The sequence below is a fragment of the Brevibacillus sp. SIMBA_040 genome (genome assembly GCF_046535075.1).
Taxonomy (GTDB): domain Bacteria; phylum Bacillota; class Bacilli; order Brevibacillales; family Brevibacillaceae; genus Brevibacillus.
Genome location: NZ_JAWRXI010000005.1, coordinates 209,902 through 236,562, shown reverse-complemented (window position 1 = coordinate 236,562; position 26,661 = coordinate 209,902). Strand labels below are relative to the sequence as shown.

Sequence of the window (26,661 nt, the reverse complement as noted above, 5' to 3'; positions counted from 1 at the left end):
AGAACCTCACCATAAAGGCAGGTTCTCTCCTCTGTCATACATTGATTTCCTGAAACCATTCACGGATGGCTTCCTTGATTTTGTCCAGCGCAGTAGCATGGGTCGCTTCGCAATAAATACGCACAAGCGGCTCCGTTCCCGAAGGTCGAATCAGTACCCAGTGTCCCTCCTCAAGCAGCAGCTTGATGCCATCCATGCGATTGACGCCTTGCACGCGGTAAGGTCCCACATGCTCAGGGGGCGAGGTAACTATTTGCTCAATCCACTGCTGCTTTTCCTGCAGGCGCATATCGAGACGCGTATGGAACAATTCGCCGAACTCATCATAGACATCCCGCAAAATTCGGTCGATCTCTTTACCTTCAGATGCGCACATTTCAGCTAGCAATAGATTGATCAGCACGCCGTCCTTTTCGGGGATATGGCCGAGTATGCTTGCTCCACCACTTTCCTCTCCCCCGATCAGAACGTCCCCTTTTCTCATCTGTTCCCCAATATACTTGAACCCAACGGGGGTCTCTACCAGCTCCAGTCCGTACCTTTCTGCCATTCGGTCCAACAAATGCGTCGTTGCAACCGTTCGGACAATCCTGCCTGAGAGCTTTCGATTTTTCTTCAAATGATACGTTAAGAGGACCAACACGTCGTTAGGGGGGATATACCTGCCAAAGCGGTCTACAGCTCCAAAACGGTCGGCATCCCCATCATTGGCAAGCCCCAGCGTTGCTTGTCGGTTCACAACCTCTTTTTTTAGCAAGGTTAAATGCTGATCATTCGGCTCGGGCAGGTCGCCTCCGAAGGCTGCGTCTGGTGTTTCTCTGATGCCGACTGTATTGACACCTGCCTCTGCCAAAAGACCACTGACATAGCCCATTCCAGAGCCATGCATAGCGTCTACGACTACGTGCAGGGAGGACGACTTGAGCACATCCATATTGATCATACGACGTAAATGCGCCTCATAATGGGGACGCAGGACAATAACCTGCATCAGCTTTCGGTTGACGGCTTCTGCCAATGATGTCGTGATTACTTCACCGGACTTCCCAATTTTTTGAATCCATTCTTCCAGACGTTTCGTAATCGCTGGTGTAGCAGGTCCTGCATATTCCGGAATGTACTTGATTCCATTATATTCGGGAGGATTGTGACTGGCTGTTACCATCACGGCACCACTCGCAGCGAAGTGCTTGACACCAAAGGCAACCGCTGGAGTAGGCGCCGCTTCGTTGACCAAATAGGTCCGAATCCCGTTGCCCGTCAGGACAGAAACAATCTCCTCCGCAAATCGCCGACCTAAAAACCTCGTGTCATGCCCGACCAAAATGGGCTCATCCTGCTGTCCTGTTTCCTTTGTATAACTGGCAATAGCCTGTGCGACGATGCGTACGTTTTCCATCGTAAACCCGTCTGCCATGATGTCGCGCCAGCCGTCCGTTCCAAAACGGATTGCTTTCATCTCCTCAGCTCTCCTCTCGTTACCGTAACTCGTTCACCTTCTCCAAATAACGTAAAATAGTAGCAACATACGTAGCATGTGACCATGTCAAGGGGGCAACTGACACGGGAGCTCCTGTATATGGATCCAGCTGTTCCGAAAGGGCGCCGCTCTGTAATGCGTGGCGAACTACCCACGACAGCCTGCGCTTTGGCTCCTCTAGCTCTTCTCTCGATTTCGCAATGGCGATCTCCCAATCTGCTACCCACAGCGTGCAAATGATCCATGGATTTCCGGGAACCTTTGCTGTATCATGTGATTTTTTGAAATAGTAATCACCTTGGTAACGAGCGAAGCCACCCACTTCCGTATCCACACGTAGGCCCCGTTTTACTGCCTCCATCGTGCTGATGACACGTGGATCATCTGCCGGGAGTACATCCAGTGCAAACAAGGCAAACAAGCTGCTTTCTACCGTGAAATCCTTCTCGATCTTCCCGTTCGGACGGACATAAATCCCGCGCAGGAATCGACCTATTTCCGGATCGTACAAATGCTTGATCATGGCAGTACGGATTCGCTCTGCCCCTTCATCGTAGCGTCTGTAACGGCGATCATCTCCGAACAGCTGGGCAAAACGGGCAGCCGCTTTAAGTCCAGCAAAAACAGTCGCGCAGGTGAAGGTAAAAATCCCCCTCCGCTCTTCCCATAGGTCATAGCTGGGCTTCGGCAGTTGCAATTCAGGGTGCACATACTCGAGCAGGAAGCGAGCAGCAGGACGAACCAGCGTAGGATACAGGGCCTGACAATCCTCAATCTGCTTACCACTCTTGTACTGCTCCCACAAGGCATGCAGCACCAGAGCCGTCTCATCCTCTTGGATGGGCAGTTGAACCTCACCATCGACGATGTACGGATGCCAGCTCGATCCGACCGAGCCATCAGGATTGTACTTGTGTAGCAAATACCCTTCCTCGTTTAGAGCATTAGCGCAAAAGCGGAAGAACGGTGCGACGACTCCAGTGTATCCTGCCTTGGCCATGCTACTTGCGATTAAAGCACCATCACGCGGCCACATATAGCTGTAATGATCGCGGTTGTATTGCAGAATATCGGAATCATTGGCGGCGAGAATGGCACCGTTTTGATCAATTTGCGTACGGACGAGGAGCAGACTACTCTTATACAAATCCACAACCTCGGCTGGTAGGTCGGCAAAATCTCGCTGCTCCTTGTTTACCCAGCGCTGCCAATATACTGCGACTCTGCTTAGCAAACGCTCCGGATCACTATCGAGCACATACTGATTCAACGCTTTCACAGCTTCATAGGAATCCCCGACACACATCCAGTAAGATAGCGTTTTTTCTTCCAGTGGCTGCAGCATCAAGCGAAATGACACCGTACTATCCACGGAGCCTTGTGCAATGGGATTACCCGACAATAGGCCATCCTCCGCATCACGCCATGTCCCCTCTGCATAGTTAAAACGCTTGATTCCTGTACTGAATTGATCGATTCCACCTTCTGGCGTCTTCCCGTTGATCATGATGTACACGTTTCGCTTGTAGTGGTACACGGTTTGCAGTATCGGATCGTAAACGGCTGTATCGCCTACCTCTGTTTCATTCAAACTGAAATCATGGTTGAAAAATAAACGCACTTCACGCGCTTCACTCGCAAGATTGTGGACACGAACCTTTTTCAAATAGATCGGGTCTCGCTGGTGTACCCCATCTGCTATATGAAGAGACAATCCCAGATGCTCATGACGGGCATGAACATCGGTAACCAGCGACTCCCGCCCGTATCCGAGCTTGCGATTCCAGCCGTCCTCATCGACCCAGGAAAAACGCCCCTGCACCCATACGCCCAGCTTGCTAAAGTGTCCGCCTACATGGTTCAACTGTCCGACATACGGATAGTACAAATCGCGCATATGAAGCCTGTCATCAAAATTGATCAGCAGTCTTCCGTTCCCTACGACGAGTGGTCTCGGCATACCCTCACGTCCTTTTCGCAGGCTCACGCCAAATAGCCATTATTGATATTCTGCAATCCGTCTAGCATAGGAAGAAGCAAGCGTAGCTGCCGTTTCTGCAGTAGCTCCCTGGGAAATGACTTTCACATGTGAATCTTCCGAATCCGGCAAGATCAGAACCCATCCGTTGACGTCGTAGACCTTGATCCCGTCAACCAGCTCTAATAGCTTCCCTTTATTTTCCTCCAGCACCTTGCGCATCACTTTTCCTTTGGACGACCACGGGCAAAATACCGTTTTTTTCTCCATATGGCATGCTGGCAAAAGCTCAAGCAGCACACTCATCGTTTTTTCTTCCCGCGACAAATAAGAGAGAATTCTCATCAGGCTGTACACCGCATCAAACATGGGATGAAAGCGTTCCTCTACAGAAACCTCCATCATGGAGCGTGGGGCAACCTTTGTCCGAACGACCTCCAGCTGCAAAAGCTGCGCCAAATGCTCCAGCTCCATCGGGGCGCTTACTGGCAAACCAATACGCTTGTGATGTCCACTGCACGCTAAAAGCTGCAAAGCTAAAAGCTGTTCGGCTGACAGTTTTTGTCCCTGTTCTGTGAACAAAGAGAACTGCTCTGCGTTTTTATCAAGTCGAATCCCCAGATCTGCCCCGTTCTTGCTTACACCTTCTTGAATCGGTCCGTACACGACCGTTATCCCTAGAGCCTGAAAGAACGGTGTCAAAAAGGCCGGCATAAAGCGAGTCTCGCAATCTATCAAAAGGTGGAATCGTTGGCGCTGGATACGCGCGACATCTATTTGCTCTGCCATCGCTCGCAAATAGGCCTCCTGCACTTGGTGCTCTACATGCAATTCTCCCAAATGATGCAGGCTCCGTACGTACGTTTCTTGCCAGTAGGCATTTTCAATCTTTCGCTCCATGTCTCGTGAAATCGGCAAACCTGCATGATCGATAAACTGAATGACTATCTCTTTTTCTTCCAGCGGCTCAGCCATGTACAGGTGAATACCACCAATGCATTGCAAACCCCGTACACCATACCTCATCAAGGGAGCATTCCCCATGCCAAAATCAACGGTGTCGATTCCAGAAGAGCATAGACTTGTCATCATGCTATGCTTGAGCAGCTGTGCAAAAGGATGCGAGCATGCAGAAAGAGCAATTTTGCTGCCTGGTCTGAGCAAATAAGCGTAGGCTGCGGCCAGTCGAGTGACAAACTCGGTGGTGATCTCGACATTCCCGATCCCTTTAATGCCATTTGTACCGAACAAATTTTTGGTTTGGCGGGTTCCGTAGATGAGGGAAGTATGGACCGTCGCACTCTCCTCTACTTCTTTATCTGGCCAAATTTTTACACCGGCTTTGACAACGGATTTGGAACCGATTTTGCAATGATCCCCAATAACTGCACCCTCGCCGAGTATGACGCATTCACCAACGCGGATATTGCGGCAAAGTGTCGCTCCATTGATCTCTGCTTTTTTTCCAATGACGGTATTTTCCCAGACGATTGCCTGCGATAATTTAGTCCCTGTAGCGACGCTTGTATTCGCACCTAGCACAGAATACGGGCCTACTGCTACCCCGTTTTGCAAATGAACATTCTCACTAATGTATACAGGCCCTTCCAGTCGGACAGAGGAATCAACGCGTACATGGTTTTCAAGAAAAATTCGCGGGGCGATCTCCTGTGCCTTGATCTCCAGATTTACGCGACCATCCAACAAATCAAATTGTGCCTGACGATATACTTCTAATGAACCGATATCCGACCAATACCCTTCAGCCAAGTAGCCATAGAGTGGTTTTTCTTCCTGTAAAAAGAGCGGAAACACTTCCTTGCTGAAATCGACTTCTCGATCTTCGGATATATAAGAGAGGACTTCCGGCTCGCATACGTACATGCCAGTGTTGACGGTATCACTAAACACTTCCGCCCAGCTCGGTTTCTCTACAAAACGGGTAATTCGTCCACTCTCATCGGTCATCACCACGCCAAATTCCAGTGGCGTCTCTACCTTCGTCATGATCAGCGTAGCAAGAGCGTTATTTTGATCGTGATAGCGAATAGCGTCTGACAAATGAATATCGGTCAGGGTGTCTCCACTAATAACAATAAACCGCTCATCCAGGAAATCTGCGCAGTTTTTTACACTGCCTGCTGTTCCAAGCGGAGTCGTCTCTTCAAAATATACGAGCGATACGCCGTAGCGAGAACCATCGCCAAATGTATTGCGAATGACATCAGGCAGATATTGGAGTGTCACTGCAATCTCTGTAATTCCGTGTTTTTTCAGAAGATCAATCGTGTACTCCATGCAAGGACGGTTTAACAATGGCACCATTGGTTTTGGAGTATGGGATGTTAACGGACGTAGACGGGTACCTTTACCGCCAGCCATGATTACTGCCTTCATCTTTCTTAGTTCCTCCTTCATCGTCTACATTTCCTAAGTTGATCCGACTCCTACCTCATGTGAAGACTTCGTCAGCAAGCGATATTGCTCGATAGTCTGTTGTGCAAGCATCGTCCAGTCATAATGCTCCAGTACATCGTTTCTTGCAGCTGCCGCCATTTGAAGACGCTTGTCGGGGTTTCCCAGCATCCAGTGCAATTGATTGACCAAGGATTCCACATCACCCGCATAAACGGTTGCCCCGTTTTCTCCATGCCGTACAATTTCTCGTAAGCCTCCGGTGTCTGCGACTACGAGCGGCGTACCAAAAGACATCGCTTCGAGTGCCACGATGCCAAACGGCTCATACAAGCTCGGAAAAACAGCAACGTCTGCCAGGTGAAACAATTGATCTCGGCGTTCGTCATCGACAAAGCCTAAAAAACGTACGTGGTGGGTGACTCCCATTTGTGCAGCTGTCTGCCTCAAATCCTCCAGGATCGGTCCTCTTCCTGCAATAACGAGCTGCAGGGCAGGATAAGCATGAATAAGTCGCGCCACTGCTTCTACTAATAAATGAGCTCCTTTTTCACGAACCAAGCGTCCGACGAAAAAAAGGATAGGCCCATCGCCAAGTGATAATTGTTGTCTGAGTTCTTGATTTTCGACTTCGTATGCCATTTTTGCTTCGACACCGTTATGGATAACTGTGAGTTTTTCAGACGCTACATGAAAGAGCTTCTTGACCTCATTTCCCATATAGTGACTGCAAACAATGACACGATCCGAAGCCTCCGTCAGTATCCGCTCGCACTCGTGAATGCGATGTTGCAGCGGAGTATGAATGCCTTGGTGTCGACCATGCTCCAAGGCATGAATCGTGGTGACTAGCGGTATAGAAAGCCTTTGCTTCAGCTCTATGGCTGCCCAACCAACTAGCCAATCGTGTGCGTGGATTACATCTGCTCTGAGTCCATTTTGCATGAGCGCCTCTACTGCATCCACCATCGCGAGATTTAGCTGGAACACCCATTGCATGAAGTCTTCCCGCTCACTCGGGACATACGTCGGGAGTCTGTGCACGTGCACACCGTCCATTTGCTCCTGTTTTGCCACTGAATCAGCCGCGCCTGTCAGAACATGCACCTCAATTCCCTGACTGACCAGATGACGGGACAGATCATAAACGGCCCGACCAAGTCCTCCTACTACATGAGGCGGAAACTCCCAGCTCAGCACCAGTACGCTTCTCTCCGGTTGCTGGGATTGGCTTGCCGCTACCATTTGACGCGATACGTTCACTCTATGCGCACGATTCGGCAAATAGTACGTCTCATCAAGGCCAGGAAACAATGGATAGGCTGCTTCCATTTCGACTAGGCGCTCCTCATCGGGCTGCTCTTGATAAAACAGCGCAAGCAATTCTCGAAGCCTCACCAAATGATTGTGGATACGGCGAACTGCGTATTCGACAACCGTTTGACCGTCTAAAATGAATGCCCAGTCACTGCTCTGCGCCAGCATCAGCTCCCGCGCAGCCTGCTTGAGACAACGACTCTTGACTTGATTGCTGCTGGCATCCGGCACACACGTTTCATACAGACTGGAAATAGCTTCAATCAGGTCTCTTTCTGCCTGATGCAGATGACGATAAATCCAGCTATTCCGCTCATTTAACCACACTTCTCCATAGCCATTTCGTCCCCACGTAGACATGGGTAGATGGGCCCGATCCTGATTGGGATAGCGTGCCAAATATTCGGAGGGCGTTATTAATGTCACGTGCTTGGAATCACAAACCGTCTTTCGCAAGAGGTAATCCAGAAATTGTGGACCTTCATACCACCAATGCCCAAACAGCTCGGCATCATAAGTGGCGACGACCAATGGCTTTTGGTCCATCCAGGCAGACGCTTCCTCTATCTGTCGTTCTCGATGGTACAAAAAATGTCCCGCATGAGACGCTGCTTTTTCACGCGCCCATTCAGGCTCATACCAATCCTTATGTTCGTTTGGTCCAGTGATCCGATAATATTTCAGGCCTGTATGTACGCGGATTCCAGCTGGATGAATATAAGGCTCAATGTAGTCCATTTCCCGATCAAATCCGATATCACGGTAATACTCCCGATAATCGTAATCGCCCGGATAGCCATCAAATGAGCTCCAAACCTGACGGGATGCTACCTCATCGCGAGCAAAGGCAGCTACATCATGTGGAGTAAACAGCGGTGCATACAAGCCTCTTCGTGGAGTTGGAGTCGCATGGTTGATTGTGTGGCTGTCTACGAAAAAGAAGTGAAGTCCTGCCTCCTTTAACAGTCGATCCACACCTGGGGTATATCCGCACTCAGGAAGCCAAATGCCATTCGGACGTCGCCCGAGAACGCGCTCGTGCGTATCGATGCCTATCTGGAGCTGAGCCCTGATAGCTTCCTCTGTTTCGACAAACGGAAGAAAGGCATGAGTGGCTGCACACGTAATCAGCTCCACGCTGCCGCTTTCCTGCACGCGCCGAAGGCCGGTTATCAGCTTGTAATCCAGCTTTCGGCAATAGGTGGCAATTGTGCGGAAACGTTCCAGATACATTTTGGCAACGCGATGTTCTTTGGAATGATGGGCAGTTCGTTTAACTTCTTTTCCTGCCAGCTCGACGGTTTTGGCTAAGTGCGCCCGAAAGCGCGCTTGGATTAATTCATCGTCTAGCATGGACAGCAACGTAGGAGATACAGCAAGGGTCATGCGAAAATCGATTCCGTCTGCGAGGAGCCTGTCAAAAACCAGCAACAAGGGAATGTACGTCTCCAGCATCGATTCGTACACCCATCGCTCTTCCAGGTAATCGTCCCGGTCCCCGTGTCTGACATACGGCAGATGGGCATGCAACACGAGGGAGAGATAACCGTTATTCACAGATGACACCTCACTTATTTGGTTGATTTGGAATAGAGGGAATACGAGGAAAAGTTTTCGTACCAGGAAGGTGCGGTAGAATCTTTAACCGGCTCTACCAACGGTTCTCCCCAGGCAGCTTGCGAATTGCGAGGTGTAACGATAGGCTCTGAGCGTAAAATCGGGCAAAAACGTCCCTGCTCATACAAACCAAAGTCAACTATATAGGTTCGCCCTGGCGCAACATGGTTGACGTACCAAGAATGCGCCTCTTCGGATACCAGAACATCTTTTATGTCATGTGCATTTTTCCCATCAAACAACCGGTCTGTAACATCGTAAATGCGCAATCCTTTTTGGATGTAACGAAAATCAACCTGCATATAGGAGGCAACCATTCTCATTCGCGGCCAGGTAATCTCCCAGTATACAAACAGCACAGATGGACCTTGTGCCATTACTTTCACGAGATCCCGCCCATAAAATGCGGGTAGCTTCCACTCATGCTCTGCACGCGAAAGGAGGCGCTGCGGTGCAGTTGAATCCGCATTTGTTACCGAATCTTGTTTGGCTTTGTCTTTTTGCAAACGGTATTTTACCTGTCCAACGGTTAAGCCACATTCTTTGGCAATTTGTGCGATGGACTTGGATTGTGAACGAAGCTCGAGAATTTTATCCAACATCGTAGAGCGCTCCTTTCCGCTTTCTTTCCCTGTTTGCCACATTGTCATCATAGCCAATACCGCTAACAAAGACTGTCGAACGTTGTAGGCACTTCCCTTCTTCTTTTGTCGATAATCGATCTTGTTTTCGTCATCCGTAAACAAAACTCGATAATGAATAAATGGAAACCGCTTCCACTGACGATAAACTTGCCTTCCCCCTGAACAAAGGGTCATGCATGATGACTGCGGTCCATCCGCCTCTCATCCATACATCTTACAAAGCCATTTCTCAATACATTCATTGCTTTATGAAAAATAAGTTACAGAAATAATTTTGATCAGAAGAAAACCTCGATTGAGGAATCCACCTGGAGAAACGACCACGTTTTTCCCGAAAAGCTTAGCCTAAATCCTTAACTACGCAACAAAAAACCCGCCTTGAGAGCGGGTTTGCCTATTTCGAGCCTGTAAAAAGCTATCTTCTTTTCGTGATACGTCCAGAGCCACCGACTTTGGTTCGCGGGGGTGAATTGCTTTTTGGAGAGGAAAAAATTGAGGAGCGTTTAGGGGTTACCGAGCTGCTTGATTTGGATGAGCTACTGTCGGAATTGCGGATAATTTTGCCCGTGCTGCCTGTCGACGGTTCAACCTGTTTCTTGAAAATGTCGCCGCCAGCCCCGGCAGAGCCATCCGTATTCTTTTTCGTAGCACTGCGCTTGGTAATACTACCTGAACCTTCCTTGGTAATCGGTGGTGCTGCCTTTTTCTCCTTTTCAGTCGGGGTATGATATGAGCCCGTCGAAGGCTGGTAAATCTCCTTGCTCGAGTAGCCGCGATAGCTACCCTTTGAGTTGTTTTTCATACCGTCGAATATGTCATTGATTATCGTCGCTACGAGGTACCCCTGTAAAAAGGATGAATCGTAGTTTTGACGTACATATTCCTTGGAATCTACCTCAATAAGCGTATCTGATGGTTTGTCAGCATCTTTTTGAAGATGGTAAATCTCGTCCTTGTAAACAAGGAACATGTGCTCTGTATCTTCTTTGGAGATTTCTTCAGGCTGCTTCTGATCTACCAGCTCTTGTGCCACCTCAGGCACCGTCTTATCTTCCGCACGGTATATACGAGAGGTCTGCCCCTTTTCCTTGGTTGATACGGATTCTAATGGATACGAATTGCTCATATCCGCGGAGCACCCTGTAGTTGCCATCACAAGAACGAAAATCGCCGGAATGAGCAGGAGCTTGATCAATTTCATCCAACTTTGTGGCATATTCTCACCCCCTACGTTCCGCGTAAGACCTGCACATCAGCTGAAAGGACAGTCTCCCCTTCATATAGCATGAATCGGCCATCCTGCCATTCAATTCGCAGCAGTTGACGCTGATCGGATTGGAATTGCCAGATGTACTGCTCTCCAGATGTATGGAAAGGAGCCTTGCCCACGACATTCACTCGTCCGGTATACTGCTCTTCCAGATGATACGTAACATCATCCATTTCAATCGTCGTCGGTACTTCCTCGACTGATTCCAATCTGCCGTCAATCACGTTGTACAAATGGTAGACCGTTTTCTCACGTTCTTCGATGAAAAGATAACGAATCGTATTACCGTCCTGCAAGGTCAGCATGGTTGCATTGCGACTGGCGTTATTTGCTTTGCCAGTCACCTGATACGTCTCCAGGGATACCTCTACGACATCGCCGGGTCCGACTGTCAAAATGCTCTTTTCTTCTACTGGTGGCTCATGCTTCGCAAATATATTTTGAATTCGTTTAAACAAGCTCATTTCTGTACTCCTCTCCGGCACGCTTTACAGACATGCAGCCAAAATCAGGGCACCTACAATATGGAAGGAACCGGCAAGCATCGCGTGTGCGACTTTTCCTTGTTTCGTCCCCTGCTCCAGATCAATCCCAGCAGCTTTGCTCAAAATGAGCTCCACAATTTTTTCCACCAAGAACAAGATGATAAATGAGACCACTGAAACAAGTAATGCTACAAATAAATCTCTCGAATTGAGCATCGATTGCGATAAAATGTATCCCTGCGCAAACAGCTTCATGACAAACCGCGTTGTTACAGCTACATTGCCATTCTTAATTTCCTGCATGTCGTTATATTTCGTAAAGAGTGCGTCAAGCCACATCAAAACGGTTAATAAAACGGCGCCTGCAGCCGTCCAGACGAGCATCGCCATAATCTGAATCCATTCCAAAACGTATCCCCCCGAATCAAGTTGTTATCCAACAACTCATGTATCACGCGTAGAAAAAAAGGGGAACCGCCAGAAGCGGTTTACCCCTCGTATTTTTTCATCAGCGCAGCCAATTCATCATCCACTTGCTGATCCTTGCTCAGCTTGGCAATTTCATCATCCAGGGAGCTTTCTTTTTTGTAAACCTCTCCACTGGCTTCTGCTTCTGCTTCCATTTGCAGCGCTTTTTCTTCCATACGCTTCAAGCCAGCCATAGCAGAGTTGCCGTCGAAGCCAGCCATTGCTTGATTGATCGTTTTTTGCGCTTTAGCTGCATTGACACGAGCGACCAATGTTTCACGCTTGTTTTTCAGCTCGGTAATTTGTTTTTTCATTTCGGTCAGCTTGTCGCGCAGACCGTCTGCAGCAAGCTTGTTTTTCTCGTAGCCTTCTTTGTACTCGGCCATTTTCTGCTCGGCAGCTTTCTTTTCTTCCAAAGCTCGGCGCGCGAGGTCGATGTTTTTAGCTTGTGCCGCTACATGTGCCTGCTCCTCACGCTTTTTCACCAAAGCTTCCTGCTCTTCGTAAAGCACTTTGAATTTCTTTTCGAGTGCGATTTGGGCAGCAACCGCTTTTTCTGCTTCTCCCAAGTCTTCTTGCATATCGCGCAAATATTGATCGGTCATTTTAATTGGATCTTCAGCTTTTTCAATCAGTGAATACAGATTGGACATAGTCAAATCGCGAAGTCTTTTAAAAATGGACATAGATTCTTCCTCCTTGAGTACGTTCTAGGACCAGCGACTACCAGGAGTGCCGTTCCCTCTATACATGTTTCTACGTTTCTTACACAAGTAAGTTTCATGATCTTCTGATTAATTTTTACTCGCGGCTCACTTTTGCCTTTTTTTCCTGCTCATCCCACATCATATAAGCATCGAAGTGTTCCTTCCCTTTGACAAAGCCTTTGATCAAATTGGTTTTCCCGGTATCCATCAGCTTTTTCACCATGGCTGCGGATATTTTTTTGCCCATGATCGTTTTGGAGAGCGTCACGGTGCATTGCGCTGTCTTGTAATTCGCGCAGCCGTAAAAGTCTCCCTTGTCTACCAGGTCACCTTTGCACACGCGACACGTAGCTACTTTGGAGCCGAGTGAAAACTTCGATGCTTGCTTGGACTTTGGCATCGAAGAAATATCGTATTCTTCCAGCTTCCAGCCCTTTGATTGCTCCATCGCATCCTCCACAATTTTGTGGGAGAGCTTTTTTACTTGCTCCATGAAAGCTCCGGCTGAAGCCTCGCCCAGGCCGATTTGTCCTAAACGCTGTTCCCAGCGTGCGGTCATTTCCGGAGAAGCCAAAATTTTGTCGCCGATCACATCAATTAACAAGGTTCCTTTCTGTGTTGCGAAGACCTGATTTTTGCGCACCTCGATATACTTGCGTTCTTTGAGCATATTGATGATGCCTGCTCGTGTCGCTTCCGTACCTAGTCCCTCGGTTTTCATCAGGACCTTCTCCAGCTCTTGATTGTCCAGATGCTTTCCGGCGGTTTTCATCAAGGTGATAAGCTGTCCTTCGGTATACCGTTTGGGCGGCTGTGTCTTGCTTTCCTTTGCCTCTACCTTGCGTACCTTTCCTGTTTCGCCTTTGACCAGTGGCGGCAGAATCGATTCCTTGTCATCTTTTTCTTCATCAAATAACACTTCGCGCCAGCCAGCACGAATCTGCACTTTTCCTTTACTCACAAACGTGGCTCTGGCATCGACCAAGGTAGAGACGGTCGTGTAATCAAACAAGGCGCTTTCGCAGTGTGCGGCAATCAGCCTGCGGGCGACGAGATCGTATATTTTCCGTTCTTCGTCACTAAGCTGGGAGACTGTCGGTACCTGCTCAGTCGGGATGATCGCATAGTGATCGGTTACTTTCTTTTGATTTACATATCGCTTATCCTGTGCAATCGAAGCTTTCGGTGTCGGAAAGTAAGCTTGATACTCGGACTGCTTGGACAGCTTGGATAAAATATCCGGAAAAGTTTTGGCTTCCTCTGCTGTGACAAACGCCGAATCCGAGCGAGGGTAAGAAAGAATCCCTTTCACATACAGCTTTTGCGCAATTTCGAGTGTTTTTTGTGGCGAGTATTTAAACATCTTATTGGCCGTCGCCTGCAGCGCAGACAGATTGAACAAATACGGTGGCAAAAATTCCTTGCGTTCCGTTTCAACCTCACTTACCTGTACAGGCTTGTCTTTGCAAAATCCAGCGATTTTGGCAGCCATGTCCGGATCATTCAGACGAGTCTCTCCGTCTTTGTGCCACACACCCTCGTAGCGCTTTTTGTCCACTTCAAAGGTAGCTTTGACCTCCCAAAAAGGCTCAGGCTTAAAGGCAGCTATTTCTTTTTCGCGCTTTACCACGAGAGCGAGCGTTGGAGTTTGCACGCGACCTGCCGAGAACACATCGCTGATCCCTTTTTGCTTTAACAAGATCGTATATACCCGTGAAGCGTTCATTCCCACAAGCCAATCTGCACAGGAGCGACTGTATGCCTCTTCGTACAAATTGCGCGTCTGGTTCTCATCCAACAGCGCCTCAAATCCCGCTGTGACAGCCCGCTCGGTTAATGAAGAGATCCACAGACGCTTCATCGGCTTTTTCACACCACACATCTCGATGATGGTGCGCACGATGAGCTCGCCTTCACGTCCAGCATCGCCTGCATGGATAATGCCCTTTACCTCACTTCGTTTCAACAGCTGTTTAATGATTGCAAATTGCTTGGCTTTCGACTTCATGACCTGATGGCGAAAAGAATCCGGGATGAGCGGAAGCGATGGGAGCGACCATCTTTTCCAGGCTGGATTATATGCCTCTGGAGGAACCAGCTCACAAACATGCCCTACTGCCCACGTAAAAAAAGCTCCGTTAGGAAAAATTCGATTCGGATGGACCTCAACATAGCCCTGCTGTTTTCTATGAGAAAACGGACTGGCCAGCTTCAGCGCCTGGTCCGGTTTTTCTGCAATAACGACTTTCATACCTGCTCTACTCCCTATCTGCTACCTAAGTTGCCTGGGACCATGTATACAAAACATTCGTTCCCTCCCCTATTTTACTACATCAGACAAGTAAAGAAGAGGGAATGATTTCCTAAAACGATCTTTCACCAAAAATTTTTCCGCGAGCAAGCACTGCAAGCTCCATTTTCTCGAGTGTCTGGCAGTACACCTCGCCCATCTCAGCTGTATTCGCTGCCCCTTCTGACAGCATGAGCACCTTTATCACCTCAGCTTGGCCGTGATACCAGTCCATGTCAGCCGGGGGGGTGTGCACGATCGTTTTCCAAGCGTTGCGAAGAACAGGGGAGTAAAGCCGATTTGCACCGGGCTTGATTCGACAGCTGGCTATTTTTCGCTGATAGCTCCTTCCTGGGACTGTTTCGTTCAAATCGTGAAACAGATCGGGCCAAAAGTCTTTTCTCGAGCCTGAATGTGGAGTCTTCCTTGCCCATCTACTCACACCATCCAAATAATCATCAGTGCGGAACAGCAGGGCATATAAGCTCTTCCCCAATGTGATTCGCTCGGATAAAGAGGCAAAATGTGAGACGTTTTGTCCTATCAATCGCAGGGGAAGCTCATTTTTTGCCGCGAATGCTTCCTGGTAAGGATTGTACGGAAATAAAATTTGATTCAGCTGCAGCAGCTCCTGAAGTGCAAATGGCAACGATTGCAGCACAGTGCTCCGGTACTGCGCGTTTTTCATCACTTGCTCCTCCAAAAAATTTTGCTCATTGATAATCAAAGCGACCGCAAGCAGCTCACGATCCCCTTTTACCCAAAAAACATTCCATACCGCTTGCATAAAGGCAGAAACCTTTAGCTGGGGAAGCAGGTGAAAAAGGTTGGTCTGACGCTTTACGCTCTCCTCATACAGTAATAATTGAGGGTAGGCATCATGAAAGATCAGCCAGTTCCCCCGCTCCAAAAATGAAAAGAAGTCCAGCTGCTCTTTGGTAGACAGTAGCCGTGGCAGCAATTCGCCGCGCAGATCAGTCATACTCCAGCCCGCATTGCGAGATACAAGATGCGCCAGAAGCGCCCAGTGAATTTCGGGATGCTTTTCGTAAAAGTCGAAATAGGCACGGGTTCTGTCTATATTGTCAGCATTGTGCTGCTGTGTCTTATGCCGAATCCTCACCACGATTTCTTGCTCAGATTCAGGCAGCTTCTCCGGGAACTGCCCTCTTTTTTCAAGCGCTTGCCCCTTTTTTAACTCCTTAATCAGAGGCTGGAGCGGGTGATGAACGAACCATGGTACTTTCACTCTCCATCCTCCTTTGATGAAGCGTATTTTTACGGAGGTGAACGAGATGCAGGACGTGCAGCATGCCATACAGCGCATCCAATCGTTTTTGCAAAAGAGACAGGAGCAAGACGGCTCCTGGAGATTTTGTCTGGAGAGCTCCCCCATGACCGACGCTCACATGATCATCCTATTTCGTACGCTTGAGATTGATGATGAGGATTTGATTGAGCAGCTCACGAAACATATCGCATCGAAGCAACAGGAAAACGGTGCGTGGAAATTGTATCCGGATGAAGACGAGGGGCATTTGTCGACGACGATTGACTGCTATTTTGCCCTCTTGTACGCTGGACGCTATACAAAGACTGATCCGAGAATGGCACAAGCCCGCGCCTTTATCCGTGAAAAAGGAGGCCTCACGCAGGCCAACCTGCTGACCAAGCTTACAACATCACTGACGGGTCAGTATCAATGGCCACCCCATTTTATCGTGCCTGTCGAGTTGACCTTGCTGCATCCCAGCTTTCCAATCAGCTTTTATGATTTTGTCGGTTATGCCCGCGTTCACCTCGCCCCTATCATGATTTGTGCGGATCGCAAATACGTCCGCAAGCTTCCCACCACACCTGACTTGTCCGATTTGTATACGACTACGCCTATCGCTTCTGGCATTTATCGCCATTCCATGCTTGATGGCTTTATTCGAGAAGGACAATCATTTCTCTCCTCAATTCACTCGTACGTTCAACGCCTTCCATTTCTGCCAGCACAGCTGCACGAGCTTTCCCTTCGCCGTCTGGAGCAATTTATGCTTGGACGGATCGAGCCGGATGGCACCCTCTACAACTACTCGACCTCGACCTATTTTATGATCTTTGCGCTGCTTGCTCGCGGCTACTCCCCCGACGATCCTGTCATTCGCAAGGCTATGAAGGGACTCGTCGATTCCGTATGTAAGGTGGAGGCTGGCGTCCACCTGCAGCTCGCTACCTCCGCAGTCTGGGATACGGCTCTTTTGACCTATACATTGCAGCAAAGTGGTATAGCACCGTCGCATCCAGCTATTCAGCGTGCCAACCGCTACCTGCTATCGAAGCAGCAAACAACGTACGGAGACTGGAAAATTCGAAATCCAGGTGCGAGTCCCGGCGGCTGGGGCTTTTCTGACTACAATACAATGAACCCAGACATCGACGATTCGACTGCCGCTCTGCGTGCTCTCCATTCTTTGGCTCAGCAGGATGCGACTGCACAAGCTGCTTGGAAGCGTGGACTCGATTGGGTATTATCGATGCAAAATGACGACGGAGGATGGCCAGCCTTTGAGAAAAATACGAATTCACCCTTGATTCGCCAATTGCCAATTGAAGGCTCGGATACCGTCAGCACCGATCCATCCTCAGCAGACTTGACTGGCAGAACGCTGGAGTTCCTTGGTTCTTTGGCGGGTCTGCAGCTGACCGATTCGCGCATGCAAAAAGCATTGCGCTGCCTTCTCAGAAATCAAGAAACGGACGGCTCTTGGTACGGAAGATGGGGCATCTCCTACATTTACGGCACGTGGGCGGCAATAACCGGAATGATGGCGATTGGCGTATCACCCTCGCATCCTGCGGTTCAAAAAGCGGTACAGTGGCTAATCCGGCAGCAAAATGACGACGGGGGTTGGGGGGAGTCTTGCATGAGTGATGAAAAGAAGCACTACGTCCCGCTTCGAGCAAGCACCCCCTCGCAGACAGCGTGGGCAGTTGATGCCCTGATTACTGTCTTCCCGCAGTCGACCCCAGCGCTTGCAAAAGGTGTCCGTTTTTTAATTAGCAGTATCGACACAAATGACTGGACTACTTCCTACCCAACTGGTGGGGGGCGTCCTGGCGGAACGTATTTTGCCTATCATAGCTACCGCTGGATCTGGCCGCTTCTCGCTTTGAGTCATTATCAAAATAAATACATGAAGGACCAAGCCTAATCTTGCGGTTCGGTCAGGATGGGTCTTCGTGCGAGGGGCCTGATTGGCACCTCTTTGTTCATGAGGAGCGAATCTGCTGGCGTATCAAATACCGAAGAGCACGTAATGACATCCGCATCTCCAATTAAGATAAGAGAGGATTGCGTCGCCTCTTCCACCTCCATTTCTTCAACAGCAATTTTTTTATTGTTGACGCACATGTTTAAACTCATCGTCTTAAAAAACCCCCTTTAGCTTTTGAGTAGCCATCGACAATTCACGATGCTCTGCATGATATGCCTAGCATTTCTGATCTGTCTCAAAAACAGGTATGAACACCCACTGACCAATCACATAGAATACAAAAAGGAATTTCTCCAAAAGGATGTGAGAAGATGCCTGCCATCGTCGGAGTAATTAATGTCAACAGCATTAGTGGTGTCTTCAACGTCGGGGATGTCCGAAAAATTGCACCCGTCAGTTATACCAAAACCTTTGCAGGTGGCGGATCATTTAATTCAGGAACCAATCTGTCCTTTAAGATTCCGAAGAGCGTCATTTATGTAAATGAATCAAGAGGAGAAAATTGGCCCGTATTTGTGGAGGAAATGACTGAATCCACGACCAAGGGGCGAGATCAAACATGAACTTTTTTGTTCATCAAAATATTGTTATTCACAATTTAAAGATCGATGGCATTTCCAATTCCTCGGTTTGCCAAATCGGAAGTGCAGGAATCATTAAGCCTTTATCCCAGCTATACAATACGGGTTGCTTTACAGAGCCAGCCCCTTCTGTCGGGCCAGTGCCCCGAACGGATCGGGAGGAGTTCATTCCCCTCGTTCCACTGGTTGAGCCGACGCGCTAGCGAGAAGGCAGCTTTATGCTTGATGAAGAGAAGGATGATCGTCATGTACATGAGTCCCGAGATGATGCAATATTTTCAGCAACTACATGACTATTTGCATGTACAGAACCAAAAAATGGAGTCCATGAAGCAAATGCTTGAGCAAATGCAACAGGACCTTGATGAGCTGAAGGAAAAGCAGGTTCCCTCTGTGATTAAGAATGAATATAAATTCGACCTTTTAAAAGTGGAGAGATTAGAAGGTACACTGAACATCGGTTTGAATCCAAAAGGCTCCGATCCGAACATTGGAGATTTTTCCATCAACCAGTCGATGGATGTACCTTCACCTCCCAAAGCCGCATCCGATTCTTTTGATCGCGTCCAAAAAGAAATTCATTGTTATCTCGACAATGAAGCCTATCGTGTGCTGGAGAGAATCGAAGAAGAATGTGGATACCCGCTCGACGATGCCTATCGCGGCTTTATCATGGATGACATTCGCAAACAGATTGATCATCGTATCCGGCATTACCTGAACCAGTTTGACACTACCCAATGGGAGCCCGAGCAAATTGATGCATGGGAACAAAAAACGATTCAAAAAGTAAAACGCGATATTGAACGAACATGCGAGACCTTCGTCCAAAATTTACCGCGTGAGAGGAACGATTCCTAGCATGTTTTATCAGGTTACAAATGGGGACGTTTGTGTAGGAAACTTGAAGGTTGGGACTCTCGTCACAGCAAGCTCCCTGTTCATAGGGGATACGAAAACAGTAACTCTTACTTCCATTTATGAGACGCCTCCTGAAACATTGATCGTTGGTGTCACTACTCCACGTCCTTCTGCAACGCAAAGGAGCTAAAAGCTGATGACCAAACGAACCAGTCATGTACAGTCCTTGACCAACATTTCCGTTGATACCTCATCTGTTATACAAATTGGGGATTCCAAAGAGCTTGATGCTGTTTCCGACGTGCTTGCCGTCCAACGCGAAAAAGCGATTTTTTACGAAAAAGAATTTTTGTTTCGTGACTATTTCGTTTTTTGCGAACCGATAGATGTCCCCGTTATCACAGAGCCACTTGAGATAACCACCTGTCACGAAACCTCGGCCATTTGCGTAAACAAGGTAAGGGTAAACTTTTTAGCAGCCTCGTCAGTCCTCCATGTCGGCTCGAACGAATCAATCTGTTTGGGAACACGAGTTAAAAATATTCGACATATCATGAAGGACGCGGATAAAAACCAAAAGTAGTGGGAGGCGAGATCCTTTGCCCTCAGTGATTGGTGCAGTCAATATAAACAGCAATTCAGGAACCGTTAATTTTGGCGACACCCTGAACATTTCTCCGAAAAGTGCCACCAAAACTTTTTCCGGCTCTGGCGGAGGCAATACTGGTAACCTGGTCAACACAATTAATGGTGTCAGCTCTACGAATACGCTTGATCCTAGCGTCGTCGATCAGCCACTCGTTGGGAACGTATAAGATGCAGTGTTAATGCTCTTCATTAACACTGTTTTTGCCGTGAGTTGGACGAGTCATCCTTTTATTTCTAAGACAAAAAAAAGAGGGCCTCAGCCCCCCTACAAATTTGCTTTAAAGGTAGTTTTTCTTTCCCGAAAGGTATTATCTCTGGCCAGGATCAATTCCAGCAATCCATCCTCGTACTTGGCCTTCATTCCATTTGCGCTGACTGGCACAGGAAGCTCAACTTCCCGGTAGAAAGGTCCATAGTACCGTTCCAGCATTACCCTGGAACGCATATAAGCAGGCTCCTTGATTTCCCCTTTTAGCTCAAGCACTCGCTGATCCGTCAGTGTCACTTCCAAGCTGTCACGCGCAAAGCCGGGAAGCTCACAGCATAGAATGACAAGCTTATCTGTCTGAAAAATATCCAGCGTCGGAAAAGATTCGGTTTCATTGACGCGTACGATCGGTGTGGGATGCCTTTCTCTTTCTGGCTCCGTTTGTCTTTCTTTGCCCCTGCCTTTGTTTTTCGCTTTTTTTATGGTAGGAACAACTTTGTTTGCCTGTGCCTGTGGATTCTGAATCGAATGATTGTTTAGTTTGACCAAATTATCCCAAAAGCTGGTGTCCAAGATTTGATTCATTTGGCTTAATGCTTTCCAAGGATGCTCTTGGTCCATGCTCAACCTGGAGAGATTCTCCGATGTTTTTTGCAGCTGCTTCATGGTCTCCCGCAAATTTTTCAACCACCATCACCCTCCGCTCCTGCTTGCTGGCAAGGAACACCAATCCCATATACCTCACAATCAGTATATGTACATATGCCCTGGTGGGTGAGCTATTTGCTATTCACCGTTTTGGGCGCTGTCCGTATAGTCGGTTACGGGTGCAGGCGGTGCAAGAATATCAGGAGGCGGCATGTCACTTGGTGTCTGCTGATCGACAGGTACTTCGTTAATATCAGATGGCGCAGGTTGTGTCGAAGGCTTTGTTGCCGGCTTCTGCGTTGCGGGCTTATCCGTTTTGGGCTGCTCTTTTACCGTTGTCGCAGGCTTTGACTGCGTAGACGGCTTCGGATTCGCCTTCATCTCTGCTTTCGCTACTTCAGCCACGGCAGCATTACTGAGCTGAGCAGACGCTACCGCTCCATTCTCGCCGAGCTCTGCGCGTAGAGTGCTACGAATAGCTTGCATGTTTTCAAGCGGCCAGAGCGAGTATGGCGAGCTCCAGAACGCTCCATTGTCTAGCGAAACCATATTCTCTGAGTTCAGCTTGCCAAAATCAAGTGCCAGACCTTTGATCTGATCTTTGGACAGATCTGTTTTAATGTGCTTGCCAACCGCTTCCATTACGGATGTCAAGCTCGAGATGCCATCTACAGAAACGACCTTGTCCGCTACTGCACGAATCACTTGCTGCTGGCGGCGATTTCGGTCAAAGTCACTGGAATTGTAAGCCTCGCCGCGCCTGTCTATGCGGTGACGTACAAATCCAAGAGCTTGTTCGCCATTCAGTACTTGTGTTCCTTTTTTCAAATTGCGGTAGACGCCCTCTTTTGGCAGCTCGTAGACGAGATCCCGATCGACATCGACTTTAACCCCGCCTAGCTTGTCAATCACAGCTGTAAAGCCCTCAAAATCGAGCTGAACATAGTGACCAACAGAAATTCCGAGCATGTGATCCAATGTTTTCTTGAGCAACGTCATGCCATTCTCTGTCTCGGGCAGTCCTTTGCTTTCTGCTTGCTTCTTTATATTTTCCCCGAGGGCAAATACTTCGTTGACCTTGTGATACCCGGGATCACCTGGAATCTGGACACGAGTGTCACGTGGCAATGAGACCATCGTAAGCTTTTGTGTGACTGGATTTGCGACGGCTACGACCAATACGTCTGTGTTTAGCATTCCGATATTTTTGCGTGTATCTACACCGACGATGACGAAAGAAAGAGATTTCTTTTCCTCATACGGCTGTTCCACGACAGGCTGATTAGGCAGCTTGTACGGATCTTCTGTTACGATATCAAGTGTTTTGTCGACTTCGCTGAGGGCATAGCCCACTCCGATCGCCAGCAAGCAAAGCATGAGACAACTTGCCAAAAGCACGTACATCCGTGTGCTTCGTTGTCCGCGTTTTTTCTTCTTTCGCATTGGCTTAGACGGAATAGGGGGTTTCTCATTTTTGGAGAGCACGTCTATTGGTTCACTCCTTTTCTCGTTACGGCGTCAAATTCTGCTTTTTTGATTTGTTTTATTTTTCTGGAAAACATTTGTCCCATTTTACCACATTCTGCCGATTATTTGTAGAATCATGGCGAGATAGTCGCACAGAGATTGACGGAAGGTTCTTGCGCTGGCCAAATGAAACAGGTAGTCTATCAGTAACGAATACCGCGATAGTGAAGGAGAACAGGTCATGTATGCTTTTTTAGATGACTTTGGCTTGCCTGTGACGCTGACTTTTGACTCGGACGAATTTAGGCGGCATGAGGCACGCCATGTCCTGATTTTTGCCTTTTTGCGCGGCAAGCTACTATTTACCCGCCACCGCACCAGAGGCATCGAATTGCCTGGGGGAAAGATCGAGCCAGGGGAGAGCAGTCTGGCCGCTGCTGTCCGAGAAGTGTATGAAGAAACAGGCGCCATTTTGGACGGACTCGAACGAATTGGACAATATACGATCAACGGCGACATGAGAAAAGATATTTATGTGGCGAGGGCTCTTACGTATAACCCACAGCCTACAGGCAGTGATGTGGCAGGTGCCCTTTATTTTGATGAGCTTCCTCGTGCTTTAAAAGGGAATCCCAATTTTAGCCGAATTCTCCGTGACGATGTCTACCCTCTGTCACTGGAAAAGGCGTTGCGCCATCCTTTTGCTGCTACATAATTTTTGCTCGCCTTGAAAAAAAACAGGCATGCCCCGCCCTTTCCACGTTGCTTTATACAAGCTCACGTGTCCGGGTCCCAGGGATGCCTGTTAGTTTTTTTCCTTTTCCTTGTTTCCTGTTAATACCCGTTTTATCAGATCATTCGGGTCAAAGCCGTACTTTTCCACAGCTCGCTCCCTGTGTTTTGTTTCCACTGTCTCAGGTTCGATGCCAAGCACCTCAGAAATATGGCGCCAGGCTTGTGTCTCTTGCTCTTTTTGCGTTTGCTCTGCGGTCCCTTGGGATTGGTTCTCGGCCTGCTTTGGTTTTAAAAAGAAGATCGCAATAATCCCAAACACCAGTGATAAGCCTGCAATCGTGCTAAACATGACGGTGCGAGAAATCCCGAGCAGCCATGTGAAAACCGGCGGTCCTACAGCCACACCGATGAACCTGACGCCACTGTATAACGAGGTAATCATTCCGCGCTCGGACTTTTGAACCGCTCCTACAATCATGCTGTTCAAACAAGGCAGGATCAGCCCTGTTCCCAAGCTGCCGATGACGAGAATCCCGATCAGTGCGTACGCCCCTTTGACAAAGCTCGCAAGGACGTACGAAACCGCAAGCATAAACATGCCCACGATAACAAACAGCCGCATCAGACTTAGCTTTTTCTTTATGATCAGCCCAGTCACATAAGCCGCTATGCTCATTACCAGCAACGGAATGGCTAAAAACGCCCCTTTTAAGACGCCATCAATTTTGTACTTCTCCTCCAGTAGATCTGACAGATAAAACAGCACACCAAACAACGTAAACAGACAGATGCTCCCGATAAAAAAGGCTGGCACAAGCCACTTGCCGTGCTGCTTGAAAACTTCTCCAATCGAGTGAACGTACTGCTTGATTGGCAACGGCTGTTTTTCCTGCTTTTTTTCTTTGGTCAAAAACAGGAAGAGGACGAGTATCACCCCACAAATGATCGGGAATGCCAGGAAAACCATATACCAGGCAATAAGCGCGAGCAACGAACCAAATATCGGGCTCAGTACTTTCCCAAGTCCATTTGAGGTTTCCATGAGTCCCAGTGCCCTGCTCTCAGATGCTCCGTTAAATAAATCCCCAACCAAAGCCATCGCAATCGGCGCCGTACCAGCTGCTCCAATCCCTTGTAAGACGCGCCCACCCATAATCATCATGTATGGATTGTCTACCCATAGCGCGGCAAGACCTGCGAGCAAACCGCCTACCCCATATAAGGAGAGTGCGACGATAATCACCATTTTTCTGCTGAAGCGATCTGACAAATAGCCTGCGAGAGGAATGACAATTCCTGCTGCAATGGAAAAGGCTGTGATTAATAGGCTCGTTTGCAAAGATGTTAGATGCAGCTTGGTTTTCATTGTGGGCAAAACAGGTATTAGCATCGAGTTGCCAAGTACCATCACCAGTGGAATTCCAGTCAGTCCTATCAGGTTTTTCGCATTTTGTGCCATACGAAACTCCCCATCCTACGCATAGGCGCTGCCATCCCAGCGCGTCGCGTTAATTATCTCCCAATTTGGTTCTACACCAATCCCGACTCCATCTGGAATGGTCACACTTCCATTAACGAGATGGACAGGAAACAAATACGTAAATGGATTCTCCATGACATCCCACTCAATAGGCTCAATTTGGTCAGCATCCATCTTTGACCAGGGCAACAGACACGCCTGGGCAAACAAGGTATACAGTCTGGCTAGGCTTCCGTCAAACGAATGTGGCGAGACACGATAGCCAAACTCTCGAGCCATATTTTGATGGAGTCGAAATGCCTCGATTCCTTCTGTATGCAATAAATCTGGCTGAGCGATATCGATGGCCCCCTCTTTGTATAGCGGAAGAAATTGGGCACAGCGAACCAGATTTTCTCCCCCTGCAAGCGGGATGGATAGTGAGGTACGCAGCTTCACGTATTCCCCCGTTCTCTCCATGGGCATCGGCTCTTCTAGCCACATCCAGTTCCCATAGCGTGCAAAAAGAGGATTCCATTTTGCTGCTGTCGCCAAATCGTAGCTTTGGTTGGCGTCTACCGCTACCTGCACGTTTACCGGTAATGCTTTCATCAAAGCATCGATGTGAGCCTGATCTTCCTGAAATGCTTTTCCGCCGATTTTTACTTTCACCTGTTGGAAGCCAGATTGTACTTGCTCTAGCACTCGTTGTATAGACAGCTGCATCCAGTCTGTGCGTTCCGTATAAGACTGGAACGAAGCATAAACAGGAATATGGGGGTGAATTCTGCCACCCCATAGTTGACAGACAGACATGCCTGCCGATTTGGCAGCGATTTCGGTCAAGGCCATACTGACTCCCGCTGCTGATCGCTGATGCCATTTGCTGATCACATCAACAAGCGCTATTCGCCCAGATGCTTGCTTTCCCAATAAGTATGGAATAATCCGCTCACGAAAGCCTTTATCCAAGGTAGGGAGCCAATCAATCACTTCTCCCCACCCATCTATTCCTGAGCGTGTGATTACACGTATGAGATACGATGTCCGATAACGCTTGTATCCATTCGCATCGCCGTACGCTTGGGATAGGTGATGGAGGAGCGGGTACGTCTCAACTCGTTCGATCTGCATATCAGGCATTACTCCTCCTGTCACAGCAAATCGTTCCGCCCTTCTCGCTCGTATCGTTCTTCTTCATAGTCATCGTAATCGAGATAATTCCCTTTCCCCTCGCCTTTGCGCATATATTCCTCATACGTGCCGCTACGCATGAAATGAACACTATCAGGGCCGTGATAGCCTTCGATATCGGTATAGCCGATTTCTTCAACCGCCTCCACAAATCCATCCGGCTCATCGCTCTCGATGTACATTTCCTTGTAATCGGTCTTGTCATTATCTACATAGGAAAATGGTGTACTCGAGGTACCCCACGCCTCAACAATTTGCCACGCATCCTCACCATCAAAGCCATTCTGCCCTTCCTTTTCATCCAAAGACGTACGGCCAAAAGGAGGCTGTAAAAACTCTTCCTCAATCGGACGTGACTCGTTGACCATCGGAGCTGGTGCATGCTCCTTGCACGTCTGCGCCTGTGGCAACGCCTCCAGTCTTTCTTCTGGAATTTCTTTTCCACAAACCGTACAGATTCCGTATTGGCCTTCGTCCATACGGGTCAAGGCTTGGTCAATTTCCTTGAGCGTCTCCCTGTCCAGACTGTCCAAAGCCAAATCCTTTTCCCGCTCAAACATTTCACTACCGATATCAGCGGGATGGTTATCGTACATAGAAAACTCCTGCAAAGAAGTTGTCATCGGTTCTCTCATGCCATAATGGTCCTGCACACGATCCTCTAGTTCTTTTTTTTGGTCAAGCAGCTTTTGCTTGAAGCTAGCGATCTTATTCTGGTCCACGCTCGGCCACCACCTTCATTTGGTTTCCTCAACAGGTAGTATGTCTCGCACCCACGTAAATAACTCGCGAAACCAGAGGCTCATGAAAAACGGGAGCTACCGCTTGGAAAAGCTTGCAACGCCATGCTTTTTGACGCAGCTGCTGATCTGTCCAAAAGAAAAAACCTGCCATCCATTGAAGGACAGCAGGCGTTAGCAAAGAAT

The 26,661-nt window shown here is 48.4% G+C and carries 24 protein-coding genes; 7 read left to right on the top strand and 17 right to left on the bottom strand.

Annotation, left to right across the window (positions count from 1 at the left end; all coding sequences use genetic code 11):
* Nucleotides 1-34: 34 nt before the first annotated feature.
* The 11 genes from SB752_RS10940 to SB752_RS10890 all read right to left on the bottom strand — a co-directional run bounded on the left by SB752_RS10940 (nucleotide 35) and on the right by SB752_RS10890 (nucleotide 15,920).
* Nucleotides 35-1,459, bottom strand: coding sequence for a phosphoglucomutase/phosphomannomutase family protein (locus SB752_RS10940; protein ID WP_410715680.1), 1,425 nt, complete (start codon nucleotides 1,457-1,459; stop codon nucleotides 35-37).
* Nucleotides 1,460-1,478: 19 nt separating this feature from the next.
* Nucleotides 1,479-3,440 (bottom strand): glycoside hydrolase family 15 protein, encoded by a 1,962-nt coding sequence (locus tag SB752_RS10935; protein ID WP_410715679.1) that lies wholly within the window; start codon nucleotides 3,438-3,440, stop codon nucleotides 1,479-1,481.
* A gap of 39 nt (nucleotides 3,441-3,479) precedes the next feature.
* Nucleotides 3,480-5,855: a sugar phosphate nucleotidyltransferase gene (locus SB752_RS10930; protein ID WP_410715678.1), complete on the bottom strand. Its 2,376-nt coding sequence runs from the start codon at nucleotides 5,853-5,855 to the stop codon at nucleotides 3,480-3,482.
* Nucleotides 5,856-5,888: 33 nt separating this feature from the next.
* Nucleotides 5,889-8,747: a 1,4-alpha-glucan branching protein domain-containing protein gene (locus SB752_RS10925; protein ID WP_410715677.1), complete on the bottom strand. Its 2,859-nt coding sequence runs from the start codon at nucleotides 8,745-8,747 to the stop codon at nucleotides 5,889-5,891.
* A gap of 14 nt (nucleotides 8,748-8,761) precedes the next feature.
* Complete coding sequence (locus SB752_RS10920; RefSeq protein ID WP_410715676.1) at nucleotides 8,762-9,409, bottom strand: DUF4912 domain-containing protein; 648 nt, start codon at nucleotides 9,407-9,409, stop codon at nucleotides 8,762-8,764.
* A gap of 457 nt (nucleotides 9,410-9,866) precedes the next feature.
* Nucleotides 9,867-10,667: a DUF4247 domain-containing protein gene (locus tag SB752_RS10915; RefSeq protein WP_410715675.1), complete on the bottom strand. Its 801-nt coding sequence runs from the start codon at nucleotides 10,665-10,667 to the stop codon at nucleotides 9,867-9,869.
* A gap of 11 nt (nucleotides 10,668-10,678) precedes the next feature.
* Nucleotides 10,679-11,185 carry a DUF4178 domain-containing protein gene (locus SB752_RS10910; protein WP_410715674.1) on the bottom strand — a complete coding sequence of 169 codons (507 nt, stop codon included), beginning with the start codon at nucleotides 11,183-11,185 and terminating at the stop codon, nucleotides 10,679-10,681.
* 24 nt (nucleotides 11,186-11,209) lie between these two features.
* Nucleotides 11,210-11,614: a DUF350 domain-containing protein gene (locus SB752_RS10905; RefSeq protein ID WP_410715673.1), complete on the bottom strand. Its 405-nt coding sequence runs from the start codon at nucleotides 11,612-11,614 to the stop codon at nucleotides 11,210-11,212.
* Nucleotides 11,615-11,694: 80 nt separating this feature from the next.
* Nucleotides 11,695-12,360, bottom strand: coding sequence for a PspA/IM30 family protein (locus SB752_RS10900; protein WP_410715672.1), 666 nt, complete (start codon nucleotides 12,358-12,360; stop codon nucleotides 11,695-11,697).
* A gap of 115 nt (nucleotides 12,361-12,475) precedes the next feature.
* A complete protein-coding gene (locus SB752_RS10895) occupies nucleotides 12,476-14,632 on the bottom strand; it encodes a DNA topoisomerase III (RefSeq protein WP_410715671.1) in 2,157 nt (718 codons plus the stop codon).
* Nucleotides 14,633-14,744: 112 nt separating this feature from the next.
* Nucleotides 14,745-15,920: a DUF2515 family protein gene (locus tag SB752_RS10890; RefSeq protein ID WP_410715670.1), complete on the bottom strand. Its 1,176-nt coding sequence runs from the start codon at nucleotides 15,918-15,920 to the stop codon at nucleotides 14,745-14,747.
* Between the two features lie 46 nt (nucleotides 15,921-15,966).
* Between SB752_RS10890 and shc the strand changes: the two genes are divergently transcribed.
* A complete protein-coding gene (shc, locus tag SB752_RS10885; protein WP_410715669.1) occupies nucleotides 15,967-17,871 on the top strand; it encodes a squalene--hopene cyclase in 1,905 nt (634 codons plus the stop codon).
* Here the strand turns inward: shc and SB752_RS10880 are convergent.
* A complete protein-coding gene (locus tag SB752_RS10880) occupies nucleotides 17,868-18,083 on the bottom strand; it encodes a hypothetical protein (RefSeq protein ID WP_410715668.1) in 216 nt (71 codons plus the stop codon). The two genes, shc and SB752_RS10880, sit on opposite strands and share 4 nt — an antisense overlap.
* Before the next feature lie 162 nt (nucleotides 18,084-18,245).
* On the opposite strand from SB752_RS10880, the gene SB752_RS10875 reads away from it, so the two are divergent.
* From SB752_RS10875 to SB752_RS10855, 5 genes are all read left to right on the top strand, one after another.
* The gene (locus SB752_RS10875; RefSeq protein ID WP_410715667.1) at nucleotides 18,246-18,497 is read left to right on the top strand and encodes a spore germination protein; all 252 of its coding nucleotides are present in this window, start codon (nucleotides 18,246-18,248) and stop codon (nucleotides 18,495-18,497) included.
* Nucleotides 18,494-18,718 carry a spore germination protein GerPB gene (locus SB752_RS10870; RefSeq protein WP_410715666.1) on the top strand — a complete coding sequence of 75 codons (225 nt, stop codon included), beginning with the start codon at nucleotides 18,494-18,496 and terminating at the stop codon, nucleotides 18,716-18,718. Before SB752_RS10875 ends, SB752_RS10870 begins: the two co-directional genes overlap by 4 nt.
* Nucleotides 18,719-18,740: 22 nt before the next feature.
* The gene (gene gerPC, locus SB752_RS10865) at nucleotides 18,741-19,376 is read left to right on the top strand and encodes a spore germination protein GerPC (protein WP_410715795.1); all 636 of its coding nucleotides are present in this window, start codon (nucleotides 18,741-18,743) and stop codon (nucleotides 19,374-19,376) included.
* Between the two features lie 196 nt (nucleotides 19,377-19,572).
* Nucleotides 19,573-19,959 (top strand): spore germination protein GerPE, encoded by a 387-nt coding sequence (locus tag SB752_RS10860; RefSeq protein ID WP_410715665.1) that lies wholly within the window; start codon nucleotides 19,573-19,575, stop codon nucleotides 19,957-19,959.
* Between the two features lie 16 nt (nucleotides 19,960-19,975).
* A complete protein-coding gene (locus SB752_RS10855) occupies nucleotides 19,976-20,191 on the top strand; it encodes a spore germination protein (RefSeq protein ID WP_103107649.1) in 216 nt (71 codons plus the stop codon).
* 98 nt (nucleotides 20,192-20,289) lie between these two features.
* On the opposite strand, the gene SB752_RS10850 is transcribed toward SB752_RS10855, so the two are convergent.
* Nucleotides 20,290-20,919: an Hsp20/alpha crystallin family protein gene (locus SB752_RS10850; protein ID WP_410715664.1), complete on the bottom strand. Its 630-nt coding sequence runs from the start codon at nucleotides 20,917-20,919 to the stop codon at nucleotides 20,290-20,292.
* A gap of 99 nt (nucleotides 20,920-21,018) precedes the next feature.
* A complete protein-coding gene (locus SB752_RS10845) occupies nucleotides 21,019-22,365 on the bottom strand; it encodes an LCP family protein (RefSeq protein WP_410715663.1) in 1,347 nt (448 codons plus the stop codon).
* A 223-nt stretch (nucleotides 22,366-22,588) separates the two neighbouring features.
* Between SB752_RS10845 and SB752_RS10840 the strand changes: the two genes are divergently transcribed.
* Entirely contained in the window at nucleotides 22,589-23,062 is a 474-nt protein-coding gene (locus SB752_RS10840) for an NUDIX domain-containing protein (RefSeq protein WP_410715662.1), read from the top strand.
* Nucleotides 23,063-23,152: 90 nt separating this feature from the next.
* Here the strand turns inward: SB752_RS10840 and SB752_RS10835 are convergent, their stop codons facing one another.
* The 3 genes from SB752_RS10835 to SB752_RS10825 are packed head-to-tail and all read right to left on the bottom strand — an operon-like array spanning nucleotide 23,153 to nucleotide 26,457.
* On the bottom strand, nucleotides 23,153-24,541 hold the full coding sequence (locus SB752_RS10835; protein WP_410715661.1) for an MFS transporter: 1,389 nt from the start codon (nucleotides 24,539-24,541) through the stop codon (nucleotides 23,153-23,155).
* 15 nt (nucleotides 24,542-24,556) lie between these two features.
* Complete coding sequence (locus tag SB752_RS10830; protein WP_410715660.1) at nucleotides 24,557-25,675, bottom strand: mandelate racemase/muconate lactonizing enzyme family protein; 1,119 nt, start codon at nucleotides 25,673-25,675, stop codon at nucleotides 24,557-24,559.
* Between the two features lie 20 nt (nucleotides 25,676-25,695).
* Nucleotides 25,696-26,457, bottom strand: coding sequence for a TraR/DksA C4-type zinc finger protein (locus tag SB752_RS10825; RefSeq protein ID WP_410715659.1), 762 nt, complete (start codon nucleotides 26,455-26,457; stop codon nucleotides 25,696-25,698).
* Nucleotides 26,458-26,661: the final 204 nt, after the last annotated feature.